Origin of the sequence: Micromonospora ferruginea (assembly GCF_013694245.2) — a bacterium.
In the GTDB taxonomy this organism is placed as follows: Bacteria; Actinomycetota; Actinomycetes; order Mycobacteriales; family Micromonosporaceae; genus Micromonospora; species Micromonospora robiginosa.
In genome coordinates this window covers 5160960-5179082 of the sequence record NZ_CP059322.2, presented here as the reverse complement: position 1 = coordinate 5179082, position 18123 = coordinate 5160960, and the positions used below count along the sequence as shown (strand labels likewise).

Genomic DNA, 18123 nt, shown 5'->3' with positions numbered 1-18123 from the left:
CGCATGGCGAGACCCAAGACCCCCCACGGAGACGGCCCGGACGCACCCCGCCCGCACGGCGACGGTGACGGCGAGGGCGACGGCACCGGCGCCTCACCCGGGCGGCGGCGCGGCACCGAGGTCCCGGAGAACGTCGGCCGGGCGCAGGACACCATCGCCGACGAGGCACGCCAGGGTCGCCCGGGCGGTGACCAGGGTGGTTCCCCGGGACGGCCCGGCGGCGACGGCGGATCCCAGACGCCCAGGCCCGGCACCCCCGAGTACGACGCCCGGGTGCAGGAACTCGCCGCCGACCCCGCCCACAACGGGAAGGTGAGCGCCAAGTCGCGCCGCGAGGCGGAGGTCGGGCTGGAAGCCGAGGCACAGGGCAAGATCCCGGGCCCGATCCGGCGGGCCGAGTTGGACAACTCCGATCCCGCCTTCCAGCGGGACCAGGGCGAGTTCGTCGACGCCAACGGCGACTACTGGGACGTCAAGAGCCCGGTCGACACGTTCCCGGCTGGCCGGCAGGCCGGCCAGCCGATGCCCGAGGGCACGCGGGGACGCTACGACGGCAACGAGACCGAGCAGAAGCTGTCCGACGAGGTGGCCGGCGGTCAACGTGTCATCATCGACAGCAAGAACCTGTCCCCGGGCTCCCTGGCCGACCTGAAGAGACGGGTATCCGGTAATCCGGACCTGGACGGCAAGGTGGTGTTCCTCGAATGAGCAGCAGGTACAAGCAGGGCAGCGCCGACGTGACCCGGTGGCCGGACAGCCCCGAGGCCCGGGAGGCGCTCCAGGAGTGGTTCGCCGCCCTCGCCGCGGACCCCACGGCCTACCTGTCGGGCGACTTCCTGGACTTCCGTGGTGCCGACCTGAGCACCATCGACCTGACCGACGCCTACCTGGTCGGCGCCGGCCTGACCGGCGTACGGCTGGAGGACGCCAACCTCGGCGGTGCCAACCTCGGCAACGCGGAGCTGGCCGACGCCGATCTCAGCTTCGCCGACCTGACCAAGGCGGAACTGGTCGGCTGCGCCGCGCCGAACGTCCGGCTCCGGGCGGCGCGGCTGTTCGCGGCGGTGCTCGACGACGCCGTCCTGACCGGCGCCGACCTCGGTCACGCGATCCTCAACTCGGCCAAGCTCTACCGGACCGACCTGCGCGGAGCCAACCTGGAGCTCGCCAGCCTGCGGTGGGCCACGCTGGGCGGCGCGACCATGCCCACGGTGTTGACCGGCGCGGCGATGGCCGGGTGCGAGTTCGAGGGCGCGAAGGGGGCGGTGATCGGCCCGGTCCTGGTCGACGAGGACCGCAGCCGGTCGCTCGACGGCACCGACCTGGAGGCGTGGTTCACCGAGCGGGGCGCGGAGCACATCCAGGTGCTCCCGGCCGCGGGCAGCGGTCAGGGCCGGAGCACGTAGCGGCCGCGTACCCCGCCTTTGGCCGCCGCCCGGTGGGCGTCCGCCGCCCGGTCCAGCGGCAGCACCGCGTGCACCCGGGTCGGCAGCTCGCCGGTCGCGGCGCGGGTGAGCAGGTCGGCCAGTCGGCGGCCGTCGGCGTGCGTGTCCACGGCCGCGACGGTGACGCCGCGATCCGCGGCCGGCCGGGCGTTCGGCCGGACCCCGACGTACGCCCCGCCGTCCCGGACCAGCGCGAACGCCTGCTCCTGGAGGTTGGCGGCGTCGGCCACCGCGTCCCAGCCCGGCTCGGCCGCCGTGGTGAAGCCGGCGCCGAGGCTCCGCACGAAATCCTCGTCCGCCGCGCGGGCCAGGCCGGTGACCCGCCAGCCCCGCTCCGGCGCCAGCGAGAGGAGGTACGCCCCGACCGCGCCGGCCGCGCCGGTCACCAGCAGCCGGTCGGCGCCGGCCGGCGCGTCTCCGAGCAGGTCGACGACCTGCGCCGCGGCCAGCCCGTTGAGCGGCACCGTCGCCGCCGCGACCAGGTCCAACCCGTCCGGTACGACGGCCAGGTCGGCGGCCGGCAGGACGAGCTGCTCGGCGTACGTGCCGAAGTCGCGGTCGAACCCGATCAGCACACCGGCGACCGGAGTGCCGACGGCCAGGTCGACGCCGGGACCGGCGGCCTCGACCGTGCCGGCGAAGTCCCAACCGAGCCCGGTGTGGTGCGGCTGCCGGATCAGCCCCAGGCTGTGGAAGTAGCCGCCGGCGACCGCGAGGTCGACGGGGTTGACCCCTGCGCCGGCGATCCGCACCCGGACCTCGCCGGGGCCGGGCTCGCGCAGCGGGACGTCGACGATCTCGATGGCGCCGGGGCCGTCCGGGGTGCGGACGACGGCGGTCCGGAAGGTACGCGTACCCATGGCTGTTGCTCCTTGTCTCGACCGATCTCCGACTCCACGATGGAGGGGTAACTCCCCATCGGGAAGTAGGCACTTCCAGGTGCGTAGGGCACCCGGCGGTAGGAAGGAACGGCCAATGGCCACGCGAACCGCGAGCGAGAAGCGGGCCCGGGCGAGGGCGGAGTACGACGCGTTCCTGGCCGCCTGCCCGAGCCGGCAACTGCTCGACCGGATCTCCGACAAGTGGGTGGCGCTGATCCTGGCCGCGCTCGGTCGCGACGGCCCGAACGGCGACGCCGGTCCGCAGGTGATGCGCTACTCGGAGTTGTCCCGCCGGCTCGCCGGCGTCAGTCAGAAGATGCTCACCCAGACGCTGCGCGCTCTGGAGCGCGACGGCCTGGTGGTCCGCACCGTGACACCGACCGTGCCGGTGACCGTCACCTACGAACTGACCGACCTCGGCCTGTCGCTGCACACCCTGACGCGTGGCATCAAGGACTGGGCCGAGGCGCACATGGACGAGGTGTACGCCAACCGCGAGCGGTACGACGACCGCTGAAATTTTCGGCACCCTACCGGAAGCGCTTCCTGCCCGTAGGAGCCGTCATCGACGTTGACCGATGACGGCTGCCCGAGTATGTTCCACCCGAGTTACCGGTAGGTTTCCGAAAGTTTCAGGACCGGTGACGGGGAACTCCGAGATGCAGAGGAGTGTCATGGAACGTCCACTGAGGCGGCACCGCCACCGCGTACTGCTGGCCGCTGCCGCCGGGTCGCTGGCCTTGGCCGGCGCCGCGCTGTTCGTGCCCGGACCGGCCCAGGCGGCCACCACCCTGGGCGCCGCGGCGGCGCAGTCGGGTCGCTACTTCGGCACCGCGATCGCGGCGAGCCGCCTGAACGACTCCACCTACAGCACCATCGCGGCGCGTGAGTTCAACATGATCACGGCCGAGAACGAGATGAAGCCGGACGCCACGGAGCCGAACCAGAACCAGTTCAACTTCTCCGCCGGTGACCAGATCTACAACTGGGCGACCCAGCGTGGCCTGAAGGTCCGGGGACACACCCTGGCCTGGCACGCGCAGCAGCCCGGCTGGATGCAGAACATGGGCGGCAGCACGCTGCGCAACGCGATGATCAACCACATCAACGGCGTGATGGCCCACTACAAGGGCAAGCTCGCCGCGTGGGACGTGGTGAACGAGGCGTTCAACGAGGACGGCAGTCGTCGTAACTCGAACCTGCAGGGCACCGGGAACGACTGGATCGAGGTGGCGTTCCGCACCGCGCGGGCGGCGGATCCGTCGGTGAAGCTCTGCTACAACGACTACAACATCGAGAACTGGTCGTACGGCAAGACGCAGGGTGTCTACCGGATGATCCAGGACTTCAAGTCGCGGGGCGTGCCGATCGACTGCGTCGGTCTGCAGACCCACTTCACCGGCGGCAGCTCGCTGCCGAGCAACTTCCAGACCACGCTGTCCAGCTTCGCCGCTCTCGGCGTCGACGTGGCGCTGACCGAGGTCGACGTCACCAACTCGTCCACCAGCCAGTACCAGGGCCTGACCCAGGCGTGCCTGAACGTGCCGCGCTGCATCGGCATCACCGTCTGGGGTGTCCGCGACAGCGACTCGTGGCGCTCCAACGAGAGCCCGCTGCTGTTCGACGGCGGCGGCAACAAGAAGGCCGCGTACACCTCGGTCCTCAACGCCCTCAACGCCGCCGGCCCGGCACCCACCGGCACCCCGACGGCGTCGCCGACCGCCACCCCGACCTCCGGGCCGACCACGCCGCCGCCGTCCGGCGGCGCCAGCCGCATCGTCGGCAGCCAGTCGGGCCGATGCGTGGACGTGCCCAACTCGTCGCAGACCAACGGCACCCGGGTGCAGCTCTACGACTGCCACGGGCAGACCAACCAGCAGTGGACCTACACCTCAAGCAAGCAACTGACGGTGTACGGCGGCGCCCGCTGCCTCGACGCCGCCGGCTCCGGCAACGGCGCGGCGGTGCAGATCTACAGCTGCAACGGGCAGAGCAACCAGCAATGGAACGTCAACTCCAACGGCACCGTCACCGGCGTCCAGTCCGGTCGCTGCCTCGACGTCTGGGGCACCGGCAACGGCCAGCAGATCCAGCTCTACGACTGCAACGGCCAGGCCAACCAGCAGTTCCGGCTCGTCGCCAACTGACGACCGCGTGGCGGCGACACTAGGCGCTGGAGTTCACTCCAGCGCCTAGTGTCGAGCCCGCCGACGAGCGGTCCGGCCCGGCCGGGGTGGGCCGGGCCGGACGTCAGTCGGCGACCACGGTCAGGACCAGCGGACCGGTCGGGATCGGGTTGCCGGCGTTGTTCGGGTAACTCCAGCTGCTGCTGTTCCCGGCCTCGTCGGTCAGCGAGAAGCCGATCGTGTAGCGCCCGGGCGCCAGCCGCCCGGTCGACACGGCCAGGTGGAAGACCCCGGTGCCGTCGTCGCTCTGACCGCCGTACATGCCGCCCCGCGAGACACCCTCGCTGTCGTAGATCGTCGCGCTGTAGCCCGAGATCGGGGCGAAGTCGTCGACCTCGACCGTGACGTCGAAGCCGAGCCCCCACGCGTCCTCGGTCTCCTGGGACGTCCAGGTTTCCTTGGACAGCTTCGCCGACAGCACCACCGGGGTCTTCTCGTCCGGCACGCGGGCGACGGTGAGCCCGAGGTCGGAAGCGCCGTACGTGGTGCCGTAGAGCGCGATGTTGCCCGCCCCGTCGGTCAGCTTGACCCCGTTGATCTCGCAGGAACTCACCCAGCTCGACTGCAGCACGATCTCCACCGAGATCGAGCCGTCCGCGCGCACCACGGGCGTGTGCGACGGCTGCGAGCACCGGGACAGATCGAGGTCGACCGAGGCCAGGCCCCGGACCGCGCCGTGCGGCGTGAACGTCAGCGCCGTCGACGCCGGCTTGCGCCAGTTGTTGACCTGCGACTCGGTGAGCGCGAAGTCCGTCGCGCTGACCACGTCGTTGCGGGTCACCTGGACCGGCGCCGGCCCCTCGGGCGAGGTGATCGTCCGGGTGTTGCCCCAGAGGTCGGTCAGGTCGACCCGCGCCACCCGCCAGGTGCCGGACGCCGAGCCGGCCGGCACGGCGATCGGGACCGTGCACCCCACCCAGGTCGGGTCGTATGACACGTCGCCGTTGCACGACCACTGCGAACCGCTCTGGACGAGCTGGAAGGTGGAACTCAACCGCACGCCACCCGGCCCGGCGAGGGTGAGCTTCCCCCGCTTGAAGCCGCTCTCGTCGGTGAGCTGCGTCCGGTAGCGCAACGTCACCCCGGAACCGTCGTCGTAGACCTCGCGCGGCTGGCCGAAGTCGAGGTAGAGCTGCTCGGCGACCGGCCCCTCGGTGTCGACGAGCTGGGTCACGGCGAGCGCCGCCGGACCCGGGTCACGCACCGTCCGGGCGTGGGCGACGTCGTCGGCGATGGTCACCTTGGTGACCCGCCAGACCGTCTCCGCCGCCGAGGAATAGCGCGGCACGACGAAGTCGAAGCTGTAGGTGGACTCCTGCGCCGTCCCCGAGCCATGGACCTCGGCGCCCCAGTCCAGGTCGTAGCTGACCGTCCGTGGCTGGCCGACCTGCTGGTCGCCGGCGAACTGGCGCAGCTCGACCGCACCGTTGATCTTCCGGGCCTTGGTGGCCCGGTCGGTGATCGTCCAGGTCAGAGCGACACTGGCGTAGTCCTGCGTGACGTCGACCTGGGTGCGGTCGAAGGCGATCGACGTGACCTCCAGAACCGGCGTGGCCGCGGTGGCGGCGCCGGCCGGAGCCGTGATCGACAGAGCGACCGCGGCGGTGGCCACGGTCGTGACAAGCGCGCGAAGGCGCCAAGGCTTCATTTGCACTCCCCGTGCATCAAGGCCCCTCGATAGGGGTCGTGCGCTGAGATTAAGGCACGGGCGCGACAGATTTTCGCCCGGTTCCCCGCCGTGACAGGCGATGCGGCCGATATTCCGGCCGCCTGGTCAGGCCCCGCGGATCCCGAGGGCGCCGGCGAGCCGGACCACCGTCGCCGGAGCATCCGGATACCGGGCGAGGTGGCTCACCAGGTCGCGGGCGACAGGTCGATGGCGTACCTCGGCCGGCGGTCCTGGTCAGGCTTCTGTCCCGATGCCGCCGGCCTATGTTTTCGCTACCGGTCGCCGTAGTGGTAGCGGCAGGCGATGATCTCGACGTCTTCCTTGGAGATCCGATACACCAGCCGGTGTTCACGGTCGATCCGTCGGGACCAGAAGCCGGACAGCTCTCCCCGGAGAGGCTCTGGCTTGCCGATGCCCTCGTATCCGTTGCGCATCACGTCCGCGATCAGGTCATTGATGCGCCTGACCAGCTTTCGGTCCGTGTGGCTAAGGTACTGGCTCCACGCTGTCGCAGTGAAGACCAGCCTCACGCGACGTCCCGGACGGTGGTCGGGTCGATCAGGTCCCGCTCGGCCGCATCACCCTTCTCCAACTCCGCCATCGACCGGCGTAGCGCGCCGGCGTTGCTCGGGTTGCGCAGAAGGTATTCGGTTTCCTTCATCGACTCGTACTCCGCAAGCGGCACGATCACCACGGGCTCGTGGCCGGATCGGGTCACCACCACTTCCTCGGCGTCGTTGATGACGCTGTCGAGTTCGGCGGCCAGGTTCTGCCGTAGCTGGGTGAAGTTCACGGTCCGCATGATCACCTCCATGGCAAGTACAGAAAAGTGTACCTCAGGAGGGTTGTGCCACGCGGCGCGAAGTCGTTGACCTGCGGAGGAGTGGGCCGCCAGGGACTCGAACCCTGAACCTATGGATTAAAAGTCCACAGCTCTGCCATTGAGCTAGCGGCCCGCCCGCCCAGGCTACCGGAACCTCCCCACGCGGGGCTTCCGGCTTCCACCGCCGCCGGCCCCGACCCACCCGCCCGACGCGTTGACCTGCCGCCGGACCGTCGCGCATCCATCGACTGCTTCCTGTTGTGGAGTCGGTGGAACGGGTCTAACCTCCGTTGCTTAAACCGGTTTAGTAACGCGAGGAGGCGCCGGTGACCCGGCCAGGTCGACCGACGATCCGTGACGTCGCCCAGGCGGCCGGCGTCTCGAAGGGTCTGGTGTCCTTCGCGCTCAACGGCCGGCCGGGGGTGGCCGACGAGACGCGGGAACGGATCCTCACCGCCGCCCGCGCGCTGGGCTGGGAGCCGAGCCACCGGGCCCGTGCCCTGTCCGCCTCGCGGGCCTTCGCGGTCGGTCTGGTGATCGCCCGCCCGCCCGAGTTGCTCGGCGCGGACCCGTTCTTCCCCGCCTTCATCGCCGGCGTGGAGCGGACCCTGTCCGACCGGGGTCAGGCACTGGTCCTCCAGGTGGTGCCGGAGGAGACCGAGGAGGCGGGCTACCGACGGCTGGCCGCCGACGGCCGGGTGGACGGGGTCTTCCTGCTCGACCTGCGGGTGGACGACCCACGGCTCGCCCTGCTGGAAAAGCTCGGGCTGCCGGCGGTGACGATCGCCAGGCCGATGACGCCCAGCCGCTGGCCGGCGTTGCTGATCGACGACCGGCCGGGCATCGCCGCGGCGGTGGCCCACCTGGTCGAGCTGGGGCACCGCCGGATCGCGCACGTCGCCGGGCCGGACCACTTCCTGCACGGGCGGGTCCGCAGGCTGGCCTGGGAGCGGGCGCTGGCGGACGCCGATCTGCCCGCCGACCTGTGCGTGACGTCGGACTTCTCGGCGGCCGGTGGCGCGCAGGCCACCCGTGCGTTGCTCGACCGGGCCGAGCCGCCGACCGCGATCGTGTACGCCAACGACCTGATGGCCATCGCCGGGCTCGCGGTGGCCCGGGAACTCGGTGTCGACGTGCCGGGGCGGCTGTCGGTGACCGGGTTCGACGACGCCGAGCTGGCCGGCTACGTCAGTCCACCGCTGACCACCGTGCGCACCGACCCGTTCGAGTGGGGTCGGGCGGCCGCGCACGCCCTGCTCCACCTCATCGACGGCGAGTCCGTGGCCGACGTGCCCACGCCGCCCGCGCCGCTCGTCGTCCGCGCCTCCACCGCACCACCACCGGCACCACCCGCCCAGCGGCGTCGTCCGCCCGCACCGTCCCGATCGGAGCAGACATGAAACGTACTCTCCCGGCCCTGCTGCTGACCGCCGCGCTCGCCGTCACCGCGGGCTGCGACGGCAGCGGCGGTGGTGGCGGCGACGCCGCCGAGGCCAACGCCGCCCGTGGGCCGATCGACGTCTGGCTCTCCAACAACCAGGAGGAACTGGCCTGGGGCAAGGCGATGGTCGAGGCGTGGAACGCGCAGCACGCCGACCAGAAGATCAACGCCCAGGAGATCCCGGCGGGCACCAGCTCGGAAGAGGTGATCGGGGCCGCCATCACCGCCGGCAACGCGCCCTGCCTGATCTTCAACACCGCGCCGGCGGCCGTGCCGCAGTTCCAGAAGCAGGGCGGCCTGGTCGCCCTGGACTCGTTCGACGGCGGCGCCGCCTACATCGCCGAGCGCACCGGCCAGACGGCGGACCAGTACAAGTCGCCGGACGGCAAGTTCTACCAGCTCCCCTGGAAGTCCAACCCGGTGATGATCTTCTACAACAAGGAGATCTTCGCCAAGGCCGGCCTCGACCCGGAGCGGCCCCCGCTGGCGACGTACGACCAGTTTCTCGCCGCCGCTCGGAAGATCAAGTCTTCGGGCGCCGCCCAGGCCGCCATCTACCCGGCGCCGACCAGCGAGTTCTTCCAGTCCTGGTTCGACTTCTACCCGCTGTTCGCCGCCGAGACCGGCGGCAAGCAACTGGTCGAGGGGGGCAAGGCCCAGTTCGACTCGCCGGAGGGCCAGCGGGTCGCGGAGTTCTGGAAGACGCTCTACACCGAGGGGCTCGCCCCGAAGGAGAAGTACAACGGCGACTCGTTCGCCGACGGCAAGGCCGCCATGGCCATCGTCGGCCCGTGGGCGATCTCGGTGTACGGCAACAAGGTGAAGTGGGGCGCGGTGCCGGTGCCGACCTCCACCGGCAAGCCGGCCGACCAGATCCGCACGTTCAGCGACGCGAAGAACGTCGCGATGTACTCCGCCTGCAAGAACCGCGCCACCGCCTGGGACGTGATGCGCTTCGCCACCAGCAAGGAGCAGGACGGCGCGCTGCTGGCCAAGACCGGCCAGATGCCGCTGCGCACCGACCTGGCGACCGCCTACCCCGACTACTTCGCCAAGAACCCGGCCTACCAGGCGTTCGCCGACCAGGCGGCCCGGACGGTCGAGGTGCCGAACGTGCCGAACTCGGTGGCCGTCTGGCAGGCGTTCCGCGACGCGTACTCCGAGTCGGTGATCTTCGGTAAGAAGCCGGTGCCCGACGCCCTCGGCGCCGCCGCGGACAAGGTCGACCAGCTCGCCGCCGGCTCCTGATGTCCACCGCCGACACGGTGGCGGCCCCGACCACCGGGGCCGCCACCCGAGGCCCGCGACCGGCGGGCCGGGGCCGGGTGGCGGCCGTGCTGGGCCGCCACCCGGTGGGCATGGTGCTGGCCGCGCCGTACGCCGTGTTCATCGCCGTGGTGTTCGCCTACCCGCTGGGCTTCGCGGTCTGGATGAGCTTCCACGACTACTTCTTCGCCGCGCCCGGCGCGGCGGTGGACCGGCCGTTCGTGGGGCTGGACAACTACCGCGCGGTGCTCGCCGACCCCGGAGTCCGCCAGTCGTTCCGCAACATCGGGGTCTTCCTGGTCATCAACGTGCCGCTGACCACGGTGCTGGCCCTGCTGCTGGCGGTCGCGCTGAACCGGGTGGTGCACGCCCGGACCTTCCTGCGGGTCGCGTTCTACGTGCCGTACGTGACCGCGAGCGTGGCGGTGGTCGGCGTGTGGCTGTTCCTGTTCAACGCCGACGGCCTGGTCAACTCCGTGCTCGGCCCGCTGGCGCCCGACCCGTCCTGGCTGGTGAACGCCGGCCTGGCGATGCCGGTGATCGCGGTGTTCGTGGTCTGGAAGCAGCTCGGCTTCTTCATCCTGCTCTACCTGGCCGCGCTGCAGAACGTGCCGAAGGAGCTGTACGAGTCGGCGTCGGTCGACGGCGCGGGCTGGTGGCGCCGGTTCCGGTCGGTGACCGTGCCGGCGGTACGCCCGGCGACCGCCCTGGTGGTCATCCTGGCCACCATCACCGGCGCCAACCTGTTCACCGAGCCCTACCTGCTCACCGGCGGGGGCGGCCCGAACGGGGCGTCCGCCTCGCCGGTGCTGGTGATGTACCAGCGCGGCATCCAGCAGGGCCAGCCGGACGTGGCCGCCGCCATCGGCGTGCTGCTGGTGCTCGGGGTGCTGCTCATCTCGTTGGTCAACCGCCGGCTGATCGAGAGGGACTGACGTGACACCGACCTCCACCTCCAGGTGGCCGGGGCTGCTCCGCTACGCGGTGCTGTTCGCCGGCGCCCTGCTGTTCCTCTTTCCCTTCTACTACATGCTGATCGGCAGCCTCCAGTCCGAACCGGACACCTCGGTAGCCGGGGCGTTTCCGACCGGCGGCCTCACCCTGGACAACTACCGGGACATCAACTCCCGGGTCGACCTGCTCGGCTCGCTGGTCAACTCCGGGATCTTCACCGGCGGGGTCATCCTCGGCACGGTGGTCTTCGGGGTGCTCGCCGGCTACGCGCTGGCCCGGCTGCGCTTCCGCGGCCGGGGCACGCTGTTCGCCCTGGTGCTGCTGGTCCAGGTGATCCCCTTCCAGCTCCTGCTGATCCCGCTCTACGTGCTGATCGTGCGCGGGTACGGGCTGGCCGACTCGTACCTCGGGATGATCCTGCCGTTCGCCATCAACACCACGGCGGTCTTCGTCTTCCGGCAGTTCTTCCTGCAACTGCCGGACGACCTGTTCGCCGCCGCCCGGATCGACGGCGCCGGGGAACTGCGGGTGCTCTGGTCGGTGGCGTTGCCCCTGGTCCGCCCGGCGCTGCTGACCGCGGTGCTGCTCACCTTCATCGGCCCGTGGAACGAGTTCCTCTGGCCGTTCCTGATCACCAAGCAGGCGGACATGCAGCCGCTGGCGGTCTCCCTGGCCAACTACATCAGCAACGTGGCGGCTCGCGCCGCCAACCCGTACGGGGCCGTGCTGGCCGGGGCCTGTGTGCTGGCCGCGCCGGCCGTCGGCCTCTTCGTGGCCTTCCAACGACACTTCATCTCCACCGACATCGGTTCCGGTGTGAAAGGTTGACATGCCTGTATCGACCACTGTCCCGTACACGCTGACCCGGCTGGGCGTGCTGATGGCGCCCGACCCGGCCGAACCCTTCGAGGCCGCCGGGGTGCTCAACCCGGCGAGCGGGCGCACCCCGGACGGCCGGCTGCACCTGCTGCCCCGGCTGGTCGCCGACGGCAACGTGTCCCGGGTGGGGCTCGCCGAGGTCGAGCTGCGCGACGGCGTACCGGTCGGGGTGCGCCGGCACGGCGTCGTGCTGGCTCCGGACGAGGGCTGGGAGCGCGGCCTCAACAACGCCGGGGTGGAGGACCCGCGCACCACCTGGGTCCCGGGTCTCGGCCGGCACCTGATGACCTACGTGGCGTACGGTCCGCTCGGCCCCCGCCTCGCGCTGGCCGTCTCCACCGACCTGCGCTCCTGGCGGCGGCTCGGGCCGGTGCAGTTCGCCTACCAGCCCGACCTGGACACCGACCTCAACCTGTTCCCCAACAAGGACGCGGTGTTCTTCCCCGAGCCGGTGCCCGGCCCGGACGGCCGGCCCTGCTACGCCATGCTGCACCGGCCGATGTGGGACCTGGGCTGGTTCCGCCCCGGCGAGGGCGTGCACCTGCCGGCCGGCACCACCGACGAACGGCCCGGCATCTGGATCTCGTACGTGCCGGCGGACGAGGTGCACGCCGACATCACCGCGCTGGCCCGCCCCCGGGACCACCGAGTCGTGGCGCTGTCCGAGTTCCCCTACGAGGAGTTGAAGATCGGCGCCGGCCCGCCGCCGCTGCGGGTGCCCGAGGGCTGGCTGCTCATCCACCACGGCGTGACCGGATACGCCCCCAGCGGCTGGGACCCCACCACCCAACGCGTCGAGTACGCCGCCGGGGCGATGCTGCTGGACCCGGCCGACCCGGCCCGCGTGCTGGCCCGCACCGCCGAGCCCGTCCTCGCGCCCGACACCGAGGACGAGAAGGCCGGCACCGTGCCCAACGTCGTCTTCCCCACCGCGATCGAGGAGGTCGACGGCGTGCGCTTCGTGTTCTACGGGATGGCGGACACCAAGATCGGCGTCGCCCGGCTCGACCACACCCCCTGAGCCACCGAGGAGACCACCATGAGACGTCGATCGCTCCTGCTGGGTGGCGGTCTCGCGCTGACCGCACCCCTGCTGGCGCCGGCCGCCGCCGAGGCCGCCACCGGCACGGCCGCGCTGACGAACCTGTCCCACCTGACCTTCCTGGTCGACTCGGTCACGCCACCCGAGCAGGCCGGACACACCACCTACCGGCTCGCCGACACGCCGGCGGTCGGGGTGCTGTGGACCTACGCCGAGCCGAACCCGGACGGCACCTTCCGTCGGGTCGGCGGCGGGGCGTACGACCCGGAGACCGACACCTGGGGCCAGGGCGCCTTCAACGCCGACGACATCGCCCGCGCCGCCGTGGTCTACCTGCGGCACTGGCGGGCCACCGGTGCCACCACCAGCCGGGACGCCTCGTACGCGCTGCTGCGCGGGTTGACCTACCTGCAGACCGCCACCGGGCCGAACGCCGGCAACGTGGTGCTCTGGATGCAGCCGGACGGCACGCTCAACCCGAGCGCCGAGCCGGTCGAACTGCCCGACCCGTCCGACAGCGGCCCGTCGTACTGGCTGGCCCGCACGATCTGGGCGCTGGGCGAGGGGTACGCCGCCTGGCGTACCGCCGACCCCGGGTTCGCGTCGTTCCTGCGGGACCGGCTCGACCTCGCCGTGCGGGCGGTGGAGCGTCAGGTGCTCGTCCGGTACGGCAGGTGGCAGGTCGTCGACGGCGACCGTACGCCCGGATGGCTGATCGCGGAAGGCGCGGACGCCACCGCGGAGGCCGTGCTGGGGCTGGCCGCGTACGTGCGGGCGGGTGGTGGCGCCCGGGCCCGGCGGGCGCTGGGCCGGCTCGCCGAGGGCATCGCCGCCCTCTCCGACGGAAGCGTCCGGGAGTGGCCGTTCGACGCGGTACGCCCCTGGGCGCTGTCCCGGTCGGTGTGGCACGCCTGGGGCTCCCAGATGCCGGCCGCGCTCGCCCAGGCCGCCCGGGTGCTCGGCGACCGGCGGCTGCTGTCGCCGGCGGTGGCCGACTCGGCGGTCTTCACGCCGTGGCTGCTCACCTCCGGCGGCCCGGACAACGGACGCCAGCCGACCCCGACGGACCGGTCGCAGATCTCCTACGGCGTGGACTCGCGGGTGCAGTCGCTGCTCGCCGTCGCCGAGGCCACCGGGCGCGCCGGGTTCCGGCAGCTCGCCGGGATGACCGCGGCCTGGTACTTCGGCGCCAACGCGGCCGGGGTGCCCGGGTACGACCCGGCGACCGGGCGCACCGTCGACGGCATCGCCGGTGACGGCACGGTCAACCGCAACGCCGGCGCGGAGTCGACCATCCACGGCCTGCTCAGCATGCTGGCGCTGGACGCCCACCCGGACGTGGCCGCGCTGGCCCGGCAGGGCCGGATCGTGGCGCGGGTCGGCAACACCGTGGTGGAGGCCGAACAGGCCACGCTGACCGGCGGCGCGAGCGTGGTCACCCCCGACTCGGCGTGGACCGGCGAGTCCGCGTTCAGCGGCGGATACGCCCTGCTGCCGGCCGGCGCCACCGCCCGCTGGCAGTTGCCGGCGGCGGACCAGCCCCGACTGGTGCTCCCGGTGGTCGAGTTGCGGCCGGACAGCCCGGCCGTCACCCGGTGGACCGCGTCGGCTGCCGGCCGGGAGCGGCCCGTGGGCGTCGTCCGGCACGGGCGGGTCGGCGCGCAGGGGACGTCCCCGGCACCCGGCGCGCTGCTCCCGGTCACCCCGAGCGGCCCGGCGGAGGCGCCGGCCGACGCCACCGACCTGGTCGCCGTCTCGACCGGCGGCGACGCCGTGGTCGACGCGGTCCTGCTCGAACCGCTGGTCTCCCGGTACGTGATCAGCGGCGCCGGGTCGACGACGGCGCTGCTGCGCAGTGCCGCCCGCACACCCCGGTCGGTCACGGTGACCGTGCCCGGCTCGGGGACGGCGATCGTCGAGACGTACGACGCGCGGGGCGTGCGACGTGTCCGGGCGCAGGCCCGGGGCGGCACGGTGCCGGCGGTGGTGCTGCCGGGCGGCTTCACGGTCGTCCGGCGGTGACGGGCGCGGCCCGGGTGCCCCTGTGCCCGGGCCGCTACGCTTCGGGCATGTCGAGCTGGCGGCGCGACCGGTTGGCGACGACGGCCCTGGTGCCGGCGGTCGGCCTGGTGGCGCTGGTCGGCCTGCTGGTGCAGGCGGACGGCGTCGACACCGCCGCCGAACTGGCGGCCCTGCTGGTCGTGCTGGTGTCGACCGCCGCGCTGTACGCCCGCCGGCGTTACCCGGTCGCGGTGGGGCTGGTGGCGCTGGCGGCGGTCAGCGCGTACGGGGTGCTGCTGCACCGGCCCGGCCCGATCATGCTGGTGTTCGTGGTGGCGCTCTACACGGTGGTCGACGAGGGGCGCCTCGCGGTCGCGGTGGGGCTCGGAACCGCCTCGGTGGTCTCGTTCGCGGTCGCCGACGGCTTCACCCGGACCGGCGCCGGCGGGAACGGCGCGACGCTGCTGCACGCCGGGTGGCTGGTCGCGGTGATCGTCGGGGTGACCCGGAACCGGCGGGCCTACCTGGCCGAGGTGCGGGCCCGGGTGCTCGTCGCCGAGCTCGGGCGGGAGGAGGAGGCCCGGCGTCGGGCCACCGAGGAGCGGCTGCGCATCGCCCGGGAGGTGCACGACCTGCTCGGCCACCACCTGTCGTCGATCAACGTGCAGGCGAGCGCCGCGCTGCACCGGCCGGACCCGGAGCGGTCGACGGCGGCGCTCACCGCGATCAAGCAGACGAGCCGGGAGACGCTGCGGGAGCTGCGGGCGACGCTCGGCGTGCTGCGCCGGGAGGGCGAGGCGCCGACCGCGCCCGCGGCGGGGTTGGACCGCCTCGGCGAGCTGGTCGAGTCGGCGGGGCGGGGCGGCGTGCGGATCCGCACCGAGCTGGCCGCGACCGGGCCGCTGCCGCCGGAGGTGGACCTGGCGGCGTACCGGATCGTCCAGGAGGCCCTCACGAACGTCTCGCGGCACGCGGCCGCGACCACCGCGGTCGTCCGGGTCCGGCCGGACCGCGACGGCCTGCTGCTGGTGGAGGTGGCGGACGACGGCGTCGGCGAATCGGGTCCGCCCGGGAACGGGATCCTCGGCATGGGGGAGCGGGCCCGCGCGCTGGGCGGCTCGTTCACCGCCGGGCCCGGGCCGGACGGCGGGTTCCTGGTCCGCGCCCACCTGCCGGTGCGGCCCGACCCGCTGCCGGCCGGCGTGCCCGTGCCGGGCCCACGACCGGAGCCGGGGGCGGCGTCGTGATCCGGGTGCTGGTCGCCGACGACCAGACGCTGGTACGCGCCGGCTTCCGCTCCATTCTCGACGGCGAGGACGGCATCGAGGTGGTCGGTGAGGCCGCCGACGGCGACGAGGCGGTGCGGCTGGCCCGGCGGCTGCGGCCGGACGTCGTCCTGATGGACGTCCGGATGCCGCGGATGGACGGCCTGGCGGCCACCCGGGAGATCGTCGCCCACGACGACGCCCGGGTGGTCATCCTGACCACCTTCGACCTCGACGACTACGTCTACGGCGCGTTGCGGGCCGGCGCGAGCGGCTTCCTGGTCAAGGACACCGAGCCGGCGGAGCTGATCCACGGGGTGCGGGTGGTGGCGCGGGGCGACGCGCTCATCGCGCCGGCCATCACCCGCCGGCTGATCGCCGAGTTCGCCGCCCGGGTCCGGCAGCCGGAGCCGGGGCCCCGGCTGCGCGGGCTCACCGACCGGGAGCGGGAGGTGCTCGCGCTGGTGGCCGCGGGCCTGTCCAACGACGAGATCGCGGCCCGGCTGGTGCTCAGCCCGGCCACCGCGAAGACGCACGTCAGCCGGATCATGACCAAGACGGGGGTGCGGGACCGCGCCCAGTTGGTGATCCTCGCGTACGAGTCGGGGCTCACCGTGCCGGGCTGGCTCACGTCCTCGTAGAGCGGCGTCGGTCAGGCGGTGCGGCGGGCGCGGGCCAGCGCCAGCCCGCCCAGGCCGACGCCGACGAGCCCCAGCACCACGCCCACGATCGCCCCCGCCCGACCCTGACCGGTGCCGAAACCGCCGGTGGTCGTGGCCAGGTGCACCGCGCTGAGGACCAGGCCGACCAGCCCGGTCGCCACGGCGAGCAGCGCGCGGCGGCCTCCTGCGCCGGCCCGGCGGACCGCCAGCCCGCCGATCACCACACCGGCGAGGCTCACCAGGGCGAACGCGGTGGCGCCGAACCGTCCGGAGCCGCCGATCCCACCGGCGGCGAGCGGAACGTGCGGGTCGGCCAGGGTGGCGGCGAGCAGGTTGTTGATCAACATCGGGACTCCCTCGGGTGCGCGTGCGGCGGTTACCGGCGGCAGCGTATGGAGCGGACCCGCCGCGGCGCGTCGTGCCGGAGTTGGCGGTCGGGTTACCACCGGGGGTGTACGCGCGCGGATTCCGTACTCCCGAGGTTGCTGCCCCGTTCAGCGGGTACCGCACCAGCCATGCGCATCGTGATCGTGGGGGCCACCGGCAACGTGGGGACCGCCGTACTCCGTCGGCTGCGGCAGGAGTCGGGGGCGGAACTGGTCGGGGTGGCCCGTCGGCTGCCCGGGCCGGACGCCGGCGAACCGTACGACGACGTCCGGTGGCACTCCTGCGACATCGGCGCGCCCGGCGCGGCCGACGAGCTGGTGCGGATCTTCGCCGGGGCGCGGGCGGTGGTGCACCTGGCCTGGCAGATCCAGCCCAGCCACGACCGGCGCACGCTCCACCGGACCAACGTCGGCGGCAGCCGCGCGGTCGTCGAGGCCACCGTCCGGGCCGGCGTTCCCGCCCTGGTGTACGCGTCGTCGGTCGGCACCTACGCGCCCGGCCCGAAGGACCGCCCGGTCAGCGAGAACTGGCCGGCGACCGGGGTGGAGACGTCCTCGTACAGCCGGGACAAGGCGGAGGTGGAGGCGCTGCTCGACGGCGTCCAGCGGGAGCACCCGGAGCTGCGGATCGTCCGGCTGCGGCCGGGGCTGATCTTCCAACGCGACGCCGGTACGGAGATCAGCCGCTACTTCCTCGGCCCGCTGGCGCCGGTGCGGCTGCTGCGTTACGGCCGGATCCCGCTGGTGCCGTCGCACCGGCGGCTGCGGATGCAGGCGGTGCACGCCGACGACGTGGCCGACGCGTACGCCCGGGCGGTCCTGGGCGACGCGCGCGGCGCGTTCAACGTGGCGACCGACCCGGTGCTGACGCCGGAGCTGGTGGCGCGGCACTTCCACGGCTGGACCGTGCCGGTGGCGGTGCCGGTGCTGCGAGGCGCGGCGGCGGTGACCTGGCGGGCGCGCCTGCAACCGGTGGACACCGGCTGGGTCGACCTGGCGTTGAACGTCCCGCTGATGTCGACCTCCCGCGCCGAGACGGAACTCGGCTGGGCGCCCCGCGTCGACACGGTGGCCGCGCTGAAGGATCTGATCGCCGGCATGTCCACGAGGGCGGGAACGAACTCCCCGCCCCTGTCGGCCGATCCCACCCTCCCCGGCCGCCCGGCGGCTCTGACCAGGGGCCGCCTCCCCGGCCACCCCAACCCGTACTGAGGGTGTGAGAG

The 18123-nt window shown here is 72.8% G+C and carries 18 protein-coding genes and 1 tRNA gene; 13 read left to right on the top strand and 6 right to left on the bottom strand.

Features of this window, described 5'->3' with window-relative positions; genetic code table 11:
- Positions 1–3: 3 nt before the first annotated feature.
- Both H1D33_RS22810 and H1D33_RS22805 read left to right on the top strand, forming a co-directional pair.
- Positions 4–708, top strand: coding sequence for a hypothetical protein (locus H1D33_RS22810; protein ID WP_181571214.1), 705 nt, complete (start codon positions 4–6; stop codon positions 706–708).
- Positions 705–1406 carry a pentapeptide repeat-containing protein gene (locus tag H1D33_RS22805; protein WP_181571215.1) on the top strand — a complete coding sequence of 234 codons (702 nt, stop codon included), beginning with the start codon at positions 705–707 and terminating at the stop codon, positions 1404–1406. The genes H1D33_RS22810 and H1D33_RS22805 overlap by 4 nt, the downstream gene beginning before the upstream one ends.
- Here H1D33_RS22805 and H1D33_RS22800 read toward each other — a convergent pair.
- Complete coding sequence (locus tag H1D33_RS22800; RefSeq protein ID WP_181571216.1) at positions 1388–2305, bottom strand: NADP-dependent oxidoreductase; 918 nt, start codon at positions 2303–2305, stop codon at positions 1388–1390. The genes H1D33_RS22805 and H1D33_RS22800 overlap by 19 nt on opposite strands.
- A gap of 115 nt (positions 2306–2420) precedes the next feature.
- Here H1D33_RS22800 and H1D33_RS22795 point away from each other — a divergent pair, with 115 nt between their 5' ends.
- Positions 2421–2843, top strand: coding sequence for a winged helix-turn-helix transcriptional regulator (locus tag H1D33_RS22795; RefSeq protein ID WP_181571217.1), 423 nt, complete (start codon positions 2421–2423; stop codon positions 2841–2843).
- Positions 2844–3000: 157 nt separating this feature from the next.
- Positions 3001–4473, top strand: a complete 1473-nt coding sequence (locus tag H1D33_RS22790) for an endo-1,4-beta-xylanase (RefSeq protein WP_181571218.1) — start codon at positions 3001–3003, stop codon at positions 4471–4473.
- Positions 4474–4576: 103 nt separating this feature from the next.
- On the opposite strand, the gene H1D33_RS22785 is transcribed toward H1D33_RS22790, so the two are convergent.
- The 4 genes from H1D33_RS22785 to H1D33_RS22770 all read right to left on the bottom strand — a co-directional run bounded on the left by H1D33_RS22785 (position 4577) and on the right by H1D33_RS22770 (position 7137).
- The gene (locus tag H1D33_RS22785; RefSeq protein WP_181571219.1) at positions 4577–6160 is read right to left on the bottom strand and encodes an Ig-like domain repeat protein; all 1584 of its coding nucleotides are present in this window, start codon (positions 6158–6160) and stop codon (positions 4577–4579) included.
- Between the two features lie 293 nt (positions 6161–6453).
- Positions 6454–6711: a Txe/YoeB family addiction module toxin gene (locus H1D33_RS22780; RefSeq protein ID WP_181571220.1), complete on the bottom strand. Its 258-nt coding sequence runs from the start codon at positions 6709–6711 to the stop codon at positions 6454–6456.
- Complete coding sequence (locus H1D33_RS22775) at positions 6708–6983, bottom strand: type II toxin-antitoxin system Phd/YefM family antitoxin (RefSeq protein WP_181571221.1); 276 nt, start codon at positions 6981–6983, stop codon at positions 6708–6710. Before H1D33_RS22775 ends, H1D33_RS22780 begins: the two co-directional genes overlap by 4 nt.
- A gap of 82 nt (positions 6984–7065) precedes the next feature.
- Positions 7066–7137, bottom strand: a tRNA-Lys gene (locus H1D33_RS22770).
- Positions 7138–7330: 193 nt separating this feature from the next.
- Here H1D33_RS22770 and H1D33_RS22765 point away from each other — a divergent pair.
- The 8 genes from H1D33_RS22765 to H1D33_RS22730 are packed head-to-tail and all read left to right on the top strand — an operon-like array spanning position 7331 to position 16493.
- A complete protein-coding gene (locus H1D33_RS22765) occupies positions 7331–8404 on the top strand; it encodes a LacI family DNA-binding transcriptional regulator (protein ID WP_181571222.1) in 1074 nt (357 codons plus the stop codon).
- A complete protein-coding gene (locus H1D33_RS22760; protein ID WP_181571223.1) occupies positions 8401–9693 on the top strand; it encodes an extracellular solute-binding protein in 1293 nt (430 codons plus the stop codon). Before H1D33_RS22765 ends, H1D33_RS22760 begins: the two co-directional genes overlap by 4 nt.
- Positions 9693–10646 carry a carbohydrate ABC transporter permease gene (locus tag H1D33_RS22755; RefSeq protein ID WP_181571224.1) on the top strand — a complete coding sequence of 318 codons (954 nt, stop codon included), beginning with the start codon at positions 9693–9695 and terminating at the stop codon, positions 10644–10646. The genes H1D33_RS22760 and H1D33_RS22755 overlap by 1 nt, the downstream gene beginning before the upstream one ends.
- 1 nt (position 10647) lies before the next feature.
- Positions 10648–11493, top strand: coding sequence for a carbohydrate ABC transporter permease (locus tag H1D33_RS22750; RefSeq protein WP_220138745.1), 846 nt, complete (start codon positions 10648–10650; stop codon positions 11491–11493).
- Between the two features lies 1 nt (position 11494).
- Complete coding sequence (locus H1D33_RS22745; protein ID WP_181571225.1) at positions 11495–12565, top strand: glycoside hydrolase family 130 protein; 1071 nt, start codon at positions 11495–11497, stop codon at positions 12563–12565.
- Positions 12566–12583: 18 nt separating this feature from the next.
- Positions 12584–14608 carry a hypothetical protein gene (locus tag H1D33_RS22740; RefSeq protein ID WP_181571226.1) on the top strand — a complete coding sequence of 675 codons (2025 nt, stop codon included), beginning with the start codon at positions 12584–12586 and terminating at the stop codon, positions 14606–14608.
- Positions 14609–14655: 47 nt separating this feature from the next.
- Positions 14656–15834 carry a sensor histidine kinase gene (locus tag H1D33_RS22735; protein WP_181571227.1) on the top strand — a complete coding sequence of 393 codons (1179 nt, stop codon included), beginning with the start codon at positions 14656–14658 and terminating at the stop codon, positions 15832–15834.
- Positions 15831–16493, top strand: a complete 663-nt coding sequence (locus H1D33_RS22730; RefSeq protein ID WP_181571228.1) for a response regulator transcription factor — start codon at positions 15831–15833, stop codon at positions 16491–16493. Before H1D33_RS22735 ends, H1D33_RS22730 begins: the two co-directional genes overlap by 4 nt.
- A gap of 11 nt (positions 16494–16504) precedes the next feature.
- Here H1D33_RS22730 and H1D33_RS22725 read toward each other — a convergent pair whose 3' ends face one another.
- Positions 16505–16861, bottom strand: coding sequence for a DUF6223 family protein (locus H1D33_RS22725; protein ID WP_181571229.1), 357 nt, complete (start codon positions 16859–16861; stop codon positions 16505–16507).
- 168 nt (positions 16862–17029) lie between these two features.
- Between H1D33_RS22725 and H1D33_RS22720 the strand changes: the two genes are divergently transcribed.
- The gene (locus H1D33_RS22720) at positions 17030–18112 is read left to right on the top strand and encodes an NAD-dependent epimerase/dehydratase family protein (RefSeq protein ID WP_181571230.1); all 1083 of its coding nucleotides are present in this window, start codon (positions 17030–17032) and stop codon (positions 18110–18112) included.
- The last annotated feature ends 11 nt before the right edge of the window (positions 18113–18123 follow it).

Excerpts from the sequence above, each read along its gene's own strand:
- H1D33_RS22725 (WP_181571229.1), bottom strand. The coding sequence starts at position 16,861 with ATGTTGATCAACAACCTGCTCGCCGCCACCCTGGCCGACCCGCACGTT.
- H1D33_RS22785 (WP_181571219.1), bottom strand. The coding sequence starts at position 6,160 with ATGAAGCCTTGGCGCCTTCGCGCGCTTGTCACGACCGTGGCCACCGCC.
- H1D33_RS22720 (WP_181571230.1), top strand. The coding sequence starts at position 17,030 with ATGCGCATCGTGATCGTGGGGGCCACCGGCAACGTGGGGACCGCCGTA.
- H1D33_RS22775 (WP_181571221.1), bottom strand. The coding sequence starts at position 6,983 with ATGCGGACCGTGAACTTCACCCAGCTACGGCAGAACCTGGCCGCCGAA.
- H1D33_RS22810 (WP_181571214.1), top strand. The coding sequence starts at position 4 with ATGGCGAGACCCAAGACCCCCCACGGAGACGGCCCGGACGCACCCCGC.
- H1D33_RS22795 (WP_181571217.1), top strand. The coding sequence starts at position 2,421 with ATGGCCACGCGAACCGCGAGCGAGAAGCGGGCCCGGGCGAGGGCGGAG.
- H1D33_RS22800 (WP_181571216.1), bottom strand. The coding sequence starts at position 2,305 with ATGGGTACGCGTACCTTCCGGACCGCCGTCGTCCGCACCCCGGACGGC.
- H1D33_RS22745 (WP_181571225.1), top strand. The coding sequence starts at position 11,495 with ATGCCTGTATCGACCACTGTCCCGTACACGCTGACCCGGCTGGGCGTG.
- H1D33_RS22760 (WP_181571223.1), top strand. The coding sequence starts at position 8,401 with ATGAAACGTACTCTCCCGGCCCTGCTGCTGACCGCCGCGCTCGCCGTC.
- H1D33_RS22805 (WP_181571215.1), top strand. The coding sequence starts at position 705 with ATGAGCAGCAGGTACAAGCAGGGCAGCGCCGACGTGACCCGGTGGCCG.
- H1D33_RS22755 (WP_181571224.1), top strand. The coding sequence starts at position 9,693 with ATGTCCACCGCCGACACGGTGGCGGCCCCGACCACCGGGGCCGCCACC.
- H1D33_RS22790 (WP_181571218.1), top strand. The coding sequence starts at position 3,001 with ATGGAACGTCCACTGAGGCGGCACCGCCACCGCGTACTGCTGGCCGCT.
- H1D33_RS22740 (WP_181571226.1), top strand. The coding sequence starts at position 12,584 with ATGAGACGTCGATCGCTCCTGCTGGGTGGCGGTCTCGCGCTGACCGCA.
- H1D33_RS22735 (WP_181571227.1), top strand. The coding sequence starts at position 14,656 with ATGTCGAGCTGGCGGCGCGACCGGTTGGCGACGACGGCCCTGGTGCCG.